Source organism: Kitasatospora sp. NPDC057512, assembly GCF_042802135.1.
Classification (GTDB): domain Bacteria; phylum Actinomycetota; class Actinomycetes; order Streptomycetales; family Streptomycetaceae; genus Kitasatospora.
This window is the reverse complement of sequence record NZ_JBHVET010000314.1, coordinates 1-9,128: the sequence shown is the minus strand read 5'-3', so window position 1 is coordinate 9,128 and position 9,128 is coordinate 1. Positions and strand designations below refer to the sequence as shown.

Annotated in this window: 6 protein-coding genes; 5 read left to right on the top strand and 1 reads right to left on the bottom strand. The window is 73.5% G+C overall.

From position 1 onward, the window contains the following. A partial coding sequence (locus ACFU6K_RS20885; RefSeq protein WP_380665101.1) for a BREX system ATP-binding domain-containing protein occupies nt 1-2,165 on the bottom strand: 2,165 nt, incomplete at its 3' end. A 304-nt stretch (nt 2,166-2,469) separates the two neighbouring features. On the opposite strand from ACFU6K_RS20885, the gene ACFU6K_RS20880 reads away from it, so the two are divergent. The 5 genes from ACFU6K_RS20880 to ACFU6K_RS20860 all read left to right on the top strand — a co-directional run bounded on the left by ACFU6K_RS20880 (nt 2,470) and on the right by ACFU6K_RS20860 (nt 9,091). Further along, nucleotides 2,470-3,465 carry a hypothetical protein gene (locus ACFU6K_RS20880; RefSeq protein WP_380665099.1) on the top strand — a complete coding sequence of 332 codons (996 nt, stop codon included), beginning with the start codon at nt 2,470-2,472 and terminating at the stop codon, nt 3,463-3,465. Then, on the top strand, nt 3,465-4,826 hold the full coding sequence (locus ACFU6K_RS20875) for a cytochrome P450 (protein ID WP_380665097.1): 1,362 nt from the start codon (nt 3,465-3,467) through the stop codon (nt 4,824-4,826). The genes ACFU6K_RS20880 and ACFU6K_RS20875 overlap by 1 nt, the downstream gene beginning before the upstream one ends. Before the next feature lie 247 nt (nt 4,827-5,073). Further along, nucleotides 5,074-6,222 (top strand): serine hydrolase domain-containing protein, encoded by a 1,149-nt coding sequence (locus ACFU6K_RS20870; protein ID WP_380665095.1) that lies wholly within the window; start codon nt 5,074-5,076, stop codon nt 6,220-6,222. A gap of 639 nt (nt 6,223-6,861) precedes the next feature. Beyond that, nucleotides 6,862-8,064: a serine hydrolase domain-containing protein gene (locus ACFU6K_RS20865; RefSeq protein WP_380665093.1), complete on the top strand. Its 1,203-nt coding sequence runs from the start codon at nt 6,862-6,864 to the stop codon at nt 8,062-8,064. Between the two features lie 310 nt (nt 8,065-8,374). Next, nucleotides 8,375-9,091 (top strand): TNT domain-containing protein, encoded by a 717-nt coding sequence (locus ACFU6K_RS20860; RefSeq protein ID WP_380665091.1) that lies wholly within the window; start codon nt 8,375-8,377, stop codon nt 9,089-9,091. Nucleotides 9,092-9,128: the final 37 nt, after the last annotated feature.

Sequence of the window (9,128 nt, the reverse complement as noted above, 5' to 3'; positions counted from 1 at the left end):
CGGCCGGTGTGCACGGCGGCCGTCACCAGGTCGAGGACCAGCGTGTGGTGCCAGGGCCGGCCGCCGGGCAGGTGTCCGGGCGGGGTGAGTTCGCAGAAGTGGGCGTACGCCTCCTCGTGGCGCCGGTGGGCGAGCGCGGCCAGGCCGCGCAGGTGGCTCAGGCGGTCGAGGACGTACCGCATCCGGGCGCGGGTGGCGGTCGGCCGGACGGCCTGTTCGATCTCCCGCAGGCCGCCCTCGTCGCCCCGTCCGGCCAGGAAGTGGGCGTAGTACTGGCGGAACATCAGGGCGTTGGTGCGGTAGCCGAGCTCGTCCGCGATCTCGGCCTCGCGCAGGCAGACGGCCGCCCGGTCCCAGTGTCCGAGCAGGAAGTCCTGCTGGCACCTGGCCTTGGCGACCGAGCCCTGGGTGGCGTAGCCGTGCAGCCCGGTGAAGCGGCGCCACAGGTCGCCCTCGGGGCAGTCGAGCGCCGAGGCGGTCCAGAGCAGGAGCCAGGCGGCACCGGCCTCCTGCTCCTCGCTCAGGTCCGCGGCCGCCGTCCGGAGCGCGGCGGCCGTGTCCGGGCCCGGGTCGGTCCACGCGCGCAGGCAGAGCCGGCCCGCCTCGGAGACGTTCTCCCGGTGCCGTTCCAGGGCCTGCCAGGCCCACGGGTCGTCCGTGTAGGTGGCGGCCAGGAGCAGTTTGAAGTAGGCCTGTTCGAGCAGCCCGCCGAAGGATTCGGCGCCCGGCGCGGTCAGCGCGTCAAGCGCCGCGGGCAGCAGGGCGGCGGAGGACTCGAAGTCGACGTGGTGGCTCTGGTCGACGTAGACCACCGCGTACCCGAACAGCGGGGCGACGTCCTCGGGCACGGTGCTGGCCTTCAGCTCCTCCACCAGGGCCGCGGTGTGCCGCAGCTGCCCGCCGTGGGCGGACATCACCGCGGCCCAGGTGAGCCTGCGGGCGCGCTCGCAGGAGCTGGGGCTGAGGGTGGCGGCGCGTTCGAGCAGCAGCGCGCCCTCCGCGTCGCCGCCGCGCCGGGCGAGGTCGCGGCCGGCCTCCTGGAGGCGGGACGCGAGGTCCTCGTCGGGCAGCAGCGCGGCGGCGGCCTCGTGGACCAGCCGCCGGGGGTCGCCCGGCGCGAGCGCGTCGGACAGCGCACGGTGCGCCTCGCGGCGCGCGGTGTCGGAGGCCGCGGAGACGACGGCGGTACGCACCAGCGGGTGCCGGAACACCAGTTGCCCGGCCGGGTCGAGCCGGGCCAGCCCGTCGGCCTCGATCCGTTCCAGGATCTCCCGCGCGCTCTCGTCCGCGACCACGCGCAGCCACTCACCGCTGCCGAAGTCCGGACCGGCGGCCAGGGCGCCGAGCAGCAGAAGGCGGCCGGCCTCCGGCGGCACCGCGTCCAGCCGTTCGGTGAACATCCGCTCCAGCTTCCGCCCCAGCGGCAGCCGCTCCGGCAGTGGCGCGGCTCCGCGCTGCTGGGCGGCCGCGAGCTGGCGCGGCAGCTCCACCAGCGCCAGCGCGTTCCCAGCCGCCTCCGCCAGCACCCGGTCCCTGGCGGGCGGGGCGAGTTCGGGGTAGCGGGAGCCCAGCAGCAGGGCCGCGTCCGTCCGGGGCAGGGCCCGCACGTCGACGGCCTCGGCCGACCAGAGCCGGGCGGCCGGCCCGTCCGGGCGGGTGGCGCCGACGACCACCACCCGCTGCTCGGCGCAGCGCCGGTGGAGGAAGGCGTAGACGGTCGCGCTCGACGAGTCGATCCAGTGCAGGTCGTCCACGAGGAGCAGCGTGGGCGCGGCCCGCGCCGTCTCCTCCAGCAGTGCCAGCGCGGCGGCTCCGACGGCGAGGCCGCTCGGTGCACCGGGCTGGACGCCCAACGCGCTCTCCAGGGCCTCCCGTTGATGGGCGGACAGAGCGGTGGAGCGCTGGAGCGGCGCCCAGAAGGTCTGGTGGATGGCTCCGAACGCGAGGTCCGTCTCGGCTTCGGAGCCGACCGCGCGCAGGACGGTGAACCCGCGCTCCCGCGCCGCGCGTTCCACCCAGGCCAGCAGCGTGCTCTTGCCGACCCCCGCCTCGCCGCGCAGCAGCACGGTGGAACCGCTCGCACCGTCCACGGCCTGGACCAGCGCCGCCGTCAGCAGCTCCGTCTCCCGCTGCCGACCGACCAGGGCCGGAACCCGCCCGTCCACCACTCTCGTCCCCCTCGGGTTCCCACGGCCCGCTCCACGGGAACCCAAGGCTACAATCCGTCAGCCCGCCCCGGAACTACGGCGGGTAGGCCCCCGGGCGCGCAGCGTGCCCGCGCCCCTGCTCGGCCGCCCGCTCCCGCTGCCGACCCGCCGGTTCCCTCCTGGGACACCCCCCGTGCACGGACGCACAAGCGTCCCGGCTCCCGCCGCCGTAGCGTCCTCACCAGTCCCGGACCCCGGCGCACCCGCGGTCGGCGGCGGGCCGGCGGGCCACTTCCCCCATCAGACGAAGGCCGACACAGTGATGACCGATCTCCGCGACGGGCAACCACACAGCGCCCCGGACGACCTGTGGTGCCCCTTCCCCTCCCTGACGAACCCCCACGCCGACCAGGCCGACCGGCAGAGCCTGGACTGGCTGACGCGCCACCGGCTGCTGGACGGACGCCATCGGCAGTCCGACCGGATCGGGCGCCAGCGCAGCGGCCATCTGGCCGCACGGACCAACCCGGAGGTCTCCGCCGGGATGCTGCGCCTGCTGTCCGACTGGTACGTCTGGCTCTTCGCCTTCGACGACGGGTACTGCGAGGACCGTGAACGCGGCGAGCGCCCCGGGCCGTTGGCCCGTACGACCGCGATCCTCTCCCGGGTGGTCGACCCCGAGCCGCCCGGCGACGAGCTGTTCGGTCCGGTCGGCGCCTACGCGACGGCCCTGCGGGAGATCCGGGACCGGGTCGCCGTGCAGGCCTCGCCCTCGCAGCTGTTCCGGTGGGAGTGCACGGTCCGCGACTACCTCTCCGCCCAGGTGTGGGAGGCCGCCAACCGCGAGGCGGGCACCGTACCGGGCCTGTCCGAGTACGTGGCCATGCGCCGGCACGCCGGGGCGACGTACACCTGCCTCGCCCTGGTCGACATCGCGGCCGGCTACGAGGTCCCGGCCGCGGAGGCGGACGGGCCGTCGCTGCGCAGGCTCAGGGACCTCACCGCGAACCTGGTGAGCTGGGACAACGACCTGTACTCCCACGCCAAGGAGGCCGCGGGCGGCCAGGGCCGCCACAACCTGGTCGAGGTCCTCGCCCGCCACCACCACTGCTCCCCGGCCGAGGCCCGACAGGCGGCCGTCGCCATGCGCGACGCCGAGATGCGCGCGTTCGTCGAGCTGAGCCGAGCCATCCGCACGGACGGCAGCGACGCGGCCTCGGCCTACGCCCGGAGCCTGGGACTGTGGCTGCGCGGGCACATCGACTGGTCCCGCGGCAGCTCCCGGTTCGACGTGCCGGCCCCCGCGGCGAGGCACTGATGCGCGAGGACGCCGCCCCGCCCGGCAGCGCGCCGCGCGCGCCGTGCGCACCGGGCCGCCTGCCCCTGCTCGGCCACCTGCTCCCGCTGCTGACCCACCCCGTACCGTTCCTCCAGTCGCTCGCCGACCACGGCCCGGTGGTGCGGATCCACCTGTGGTGCAGGCCGGTTCACGTCCTCACCGATCCCGGGCTGGTCCACCGGCTGCTCGTCCAGGACGCCGCGAAGACCGAGAAGGGCTTCGTCTTCGACAAGGCCCGCGGTGTGCTGGGCAACGGCCTGTTCATCTCCGAGGGCGCGTTCCACCTCCGCCAGCGGCGCCTGGTCCAGCCGGCCTTCCACCGCGACAGCATCCGCCGGTACGCCGCCCTGGCCGCGCGGCTGGCAGCGGCGGCGGTGTCCCGCTGGGAGACCGGACGGCCGGCGCCGATCGAGCCGCGGATGCACGAACTCGCCCGGGACATCGTGGTCGAGGCGCTGTTCGCCACCCGCCTGAACCGCGCCCAGAAGGCCCGGATCGACCGGGCCGTGCCCGTCGTCCTCACCGGATTCGTCCAGCGAGCGCTCTATCCGTCGCCGCTGCTGGAGAAGCTGCCCGTACCGGCCAACCGGCGCTTCGACGCGGCGGTCCGGGACCTGCGCACCGTCGTGGACGAGATCGTCACCCAGGCCGCCGCCCCGCACCAGGGCCCGGACGACACGCTGCTGTCCCTGCTGCTGACCACCCGCGACGAGGAGACCGGCCTCGCCATGCCACCGGCCCAGGTCCGGGACGAGGCCGTCTCGCTACTCCTGGCCGGCACCGAGACGACCGCCACCACGCTCGCCTGGCTCTTCCACGAACTCGCCCGGCACCAGGACCTCCAGGACGAGCTGAGCGAGGAGGTGCGCGCCGTCGCCCCCGACGGCGCGGTGTCCCCGGACGACCTGCCGCTCCTGGAACGCACGGGCCACGCGATCAGCGAGACCCTCCGCCTCCACACCCCCAACTGGATCCTGATGCGCCGGGCAGTGGAGCCGCTTCAGTATGGCGGCGTCCTCCTGCCCCCGGGGGCGGAGATCCTCTTCAGCCCGACCGCGCTGCACCGCTCCCCGCGGCTCCACCCCGACCCGTCGCGGTTCGACCCCGACCGCTGGCGCCTTCCCGAAGGCCACTCCCCACCCAGGCTGTTCATCCCCTTCGGCGCGGGCCGGCACAAGTGCGTCGGCGAGTCCTTCGCCTGGACCGAGATGCTCGTCGTCGCCGCAGCCGTCCTCGCCCGCCTGCGACTCAGGCCTGCCACGGCCGCCCCCGTCCGGGAGAGCGCCACCGCCGCCACCGTCCGCCCGCGCGGCCCGCTGCTCGTCGCCGAACCGCGGTGAGCGGCCCGGGCCCCTGTCGGCGGCCCGCGTCGCCCGCACCCGCCCGGGCGACACCGGGAATGCCCGGTACACCGAACTGCCCGGTGGCGGCCATACTGCCGTGAACCCGTCATTCCTGCGGATACCGGGGGACAACCCCACCCACGACCGGGTGGGTAGCGGCATCGTCGCAGGTGGTCCGCTCCGGAGAGGGTGGGGGCAACGGCGGGACCCGCCGACCTCCTCGACGATCAACCGGAGTTGACACATGCGCAAGCAGGCACGGCAGACCGTCCCCCCGTCCCGGCACAGGAAGGTCCTGGTGGCCGCGATGGCCGTCGGCGCCCTGACCACGGGGGTACTGGCCCCGTCCGCGGCCTTCGCGGCACCGAAGCCGGACACCGTCCAGCAGGGCCTCGACGCACTGGTGCGGGACGACGGCATCGTCGGCACGCTGGCGAACGTCGAGAAGGGACACGGCCGTGCCCGCAACTACACCGCCGGCGTGGGCGACCTCGCCACCAAGGCGAAGGTCCCGGTCGACGGCCAGGTACGGGTCGGCAGCAACACCAAGACCTTCACCGCGGTCGTCGTCCTGCAACTGGTCGCGGAAGGAAGGATCGGCCTCGACGCACCCGTCGAGACCTACCTGCCGAGCCTCGTCCGCGGGGACGGCATCGACGGGCGGAGCATCACCGTCCGCCAGATCCTCCAGCACACCAGCGGGCTCCCGGAGTACCTCAGGGGTGATGCCTCGTTCCACTACTACGAGCCGCGCGACCTCCTCGACAACGCACTGCGGTTCAAGGCCGACTTCGCCCCCGGCAGCGGGTTCAACTACAGCAACACGAACTACCTCGTGGCCGGCCTGATCGTCCAACGGGTCACCGGCCGCGCGCTCGCCGCCGAGATCGACAACCGCATCGTCAAGCGCGTCGGCCTGCACCACACCTACTTCCCCGCCCCCGGCGACACCACCATCCGCGAACCGCACCCCAAGGGCTACTACCGCGACACCCCGGACGCACCCCTGCGCGACGTCACGGAGACGGACCCGTCCTTCGGCTGGGCCGCCGGCCAACTCGTCTCCACCAACTCCGACCTCAACCGCTTCTTCTCCGCACTCCTCCACGGCGACCTCCTCCCGCCCGCCCAGCTCGCCGAGATGAAGAAGACCGTCCCCGCCGAGAGCATCGGCCCCGGCGCCGCCTACGGACTCGGCCTCGTGAGCAGGCCCCTGCCCTGCGGCGGCGGCCTCTACTGGGGCCACGGCGGCAGCTTCCCCGGCTACGAGACCCGCGGCGGCGTCACCGAGGACGGCAGCGCCGCGGCCGACATCGCCGTGACCTCCCGCCCGGCCGACAAGGCCGCCCTGAGGCACGTCGAGAAGGTCGTCGAAGCAGCCCTCTGCCGCTGAGGCCGCTGCGTCCCGACAACACCGGCGTACGCACCGATGGTTCCGCGGTTCCGGCCTCCGGCCCGGGGCGGGGTCCTCCCCCGCTCCAGGCCGGAGGCCGTCTCCCCGGGCAGCTCCGCGGTGCGCTCCGCGATGCCGAGGACCCGGCTCAGCCCCAACGGGTCGGCGCTCGCGGATCCGGTCCTGGCCGTCCGACGTCACGCTCTCGGCCGGCCCGCCGGACGGTCCCCGGACCGGCCGACGATCCGAGCGGACGCTCCCGCCAGGCGGGATCCGCGCACGATTCGTACAGTAACAACTGCGGAGCGGAACCCCCGCGTCCCCGCCATGGCGCAGCAGCAGTCCGGCTCGAACGGTCCCCGGGCGTCAGGCGCAGGGTGCGGGTGGTCGCCTCGCAGGCCCGGCCGAACGCGGCCGGTGCGGCGGTGGCCCGAGGGGTGAGCGGGGTGGTGACGAGTTGGGCCATCCGGATGTCGGGGTCCTCGGCCGCACCGGACAGCACCGGCCGGGGTTCGGCCCCGGCTCCGCTCGCGGCGTCGGAGCCGAAGGGTGACCTGCGGTTTCCTTGCCGGAACGGGGCAGACGCCAGAGGCTCGCCCCGCATGCGGGGCGGTGGTGCCTCTGTTTGACTGAGGACCGATGATCCCCGCCCCGAGAGGGAGCACGACCATGCCCGTGGCCACCGGAAGAGGCCCGGCCATTCTCACCGCCGTGGCCGCCGCACTTCTGACCGTCATCCTGCCGGTCCCGGCGTCCCCTTCTGCCGCCGCCGTGCCGGCCGGCCCCACCGGCCGGCCGGGGCACGCACTGACGCGGGCCGCGATGGAGCGGGCAGTACGGGACGGCGCGCCCGGGGTCCTCGTCACCGTGGCCGAGAGCGAAGGCCGATGGGTGGGAACGGCAGGGGTGGCGGACCGGAGGACGGGACGCCCGCCCCGTCCGGCGGACCACTTCCGGGTGGGCAGCATCACCAAGACGTTCACAGCCGTGCTCGTGCTCCAGCTGGAGGCGGAGGGGCGGCTCGGCATCGACGACACCGTGGAGAAGTGGCTGCCGGGCATGGTCCGGGGCCACGGCCACGACGGCCGCCTGATCACCGTCCGGCAGCTGCTGAACCACACCAGCGGTGTGTACAACTACCTCAACGACCCCGCCCTGCACCAGATCGGGCCGATCTGGCTCGAGCACCTGCACGACACCTGGACACCCGAGGAACTCCTGGCCGTCGCGATGTCGAAGCCCCCCACGGCCAAACCCGGCGAGAGGTTCGCGTACTCCAACACCAACTACCTCCTGGCCGCGATGATCGTGGAACGGATCACCGGCAGCTCCTACGAGCACGAGCTGCACCGTCGCATCATCGACCCGCTCCACCTGCGGGGCACCGACTCGCCGGGCACCCGCGAGTCGCTGCCCCGGCCGTCCGGCCGAGCCTACTCCACCGCCCAGGTCCAAATGCCCCCGCCAGGCGTCGACGTCACGGAGTTCAACCCCTCGGCGATCCGCGCCAGTGGCGAGATCATCAGCACGGCCGACGACCTCAACCGCTTCTACCGTGCCCTGCTCGCCGGCCGGCTGCTACCCCAGGCCCAGCTGCGGGAGATGACCACCACCGTGCCCGCCGGCATCGACGACCAGGGCCTCGGCATTGCCCGCATGACCACCTCCTGCGGGGTCGAGCTCTGGGGATACCGCGGTGGCGGCTACGGATTCGAAGCCCTCACGGTCTCCACCCGCAACACCCGCCACCGGATGACCGTCTACTTCAACACCGACCGCCTCGCGCTCCAGGGCGCGGCGGCCCGCGACCTCGCCGACGCGGAGTTCTGCCGGCACTCATGACCCGGTCAGACCCGTACGCGTCGCGGTCACGGGCGTCCTGACACAGGGACACTGCGTTCCTGAAGGGTGATGGGCCTGAGGTGGGACGGAACTTCTCGGCATCAGCCGCGGGCCGGCCACCGATGACCTCCGTCCGCCGCCGGCGGCATCGGCCGGACGAGTGGGCATCCGCGACAGCGAACGGTTTGTGCGTGCACGGACTGGCACCGCCGTGCGTAACTGTGCGCGTGTCCGGCGACCGGAAGGCTCCCTGTGCGAGCCGGTCCCCGCGGCGCCTTCCTCCCCACGCCCCGAACGGAGCCGCCTGCCCATGCGTCCCCTCGCTCTCGCCGCCCTCTCCCTGGCGGTCGCCCTGCCCTTGACGGGGCTGACCGCCACCGACAGCGCCTTCGCGCAGTCCCCCGCCTCCCGGACCGTGCCGATCGCGGAGTGCGACGGCGTCCCCAAGGTCCACGAAGCCGGCTCCGACGCCTACCTCTGCACCCGGAAGGAGCTCGGGCCGGTCAACGTGCCGACAGACCCCCTGGTGTCCCAACTGCTGCTGGGATACGACCGGTTGGGCGGCGTGACGCCGGCACGGTTCCTGGACTGGTACCGGGACTGGAGAGGATGGAAGTACCCGGACCACCAAGGCTTCAACGAGATTGACGGCGTCCTCGACATGACCGAACAGGAGCTGATGGAGCACCAGAAGCTGGACCGGTTCGGCAACAACGACTACGGCGCGTACGTGGCCACCGCCGGCACCCCGTTCGCCCAGCGCGCCCTTCCGCCGGACTCCCTCAACGGGGGCGACGCCAACTACCACTGCTTCGAGGTGACGAAGCCGTTCAAGGTCCAGCAGGGGCAGAGCGCGGGTGCGTTCTCCCAGCCGGGCAAGGGAATCCAGCAGTGGCTCGACCCGTCCCTGAAGCCGGACGACATCACCTCGTCCACGTACGACATCACAGCCCTGATCACCGCCCACTACCTGACCGAGCACGTCACCGACAAGGACTTCTGCCTGAAGGTCGACAACGCCTCCTGACCTGCCCCCACCCGCGCAAGACCGCGCAGCACATGGT

Bases quoted from the DNA above. Each gene is read 5' to 3' on its own strand.
- ACFU6K_RS20880 (WP_380665099.1), top strand. From the start codon at position 2,470: ATGACCGATCTCCGCGACGGGCAACCACACAGCGCCCCGGACGACCTG.
- ACFU6K_RS20875 (WP_380665097.1), top strand. From the start codon at position 3,465: ATGCGCGAGGACGCCGCCCCGCCCGGCAGCGCGCCGCGCGCGCCGTGC.
- ACFU6K_RS20870 (WP_380665095.1), top strand. From the start codon at position 5,074: ATGCGCAAGCAGGCACGGCAGACCGTCCCCCCGTCCCGGCACAGGAAG.
- ACFU6K_RS20865 (WP_380665093.1), top strand. From the start codon at position 6,862: ATGATCCCCGCCCCGAGAGGGAGCACGACCATGCCCGTGGCCACCGGA.
- ACFU6K_RS20860 (WP_380665091.1), top strand. From the start codon at position 8,375: ATGCGTCCCCTCGCTCTCGCCGCCCTCTCCCTGGCGGTCGCCCTGCCC.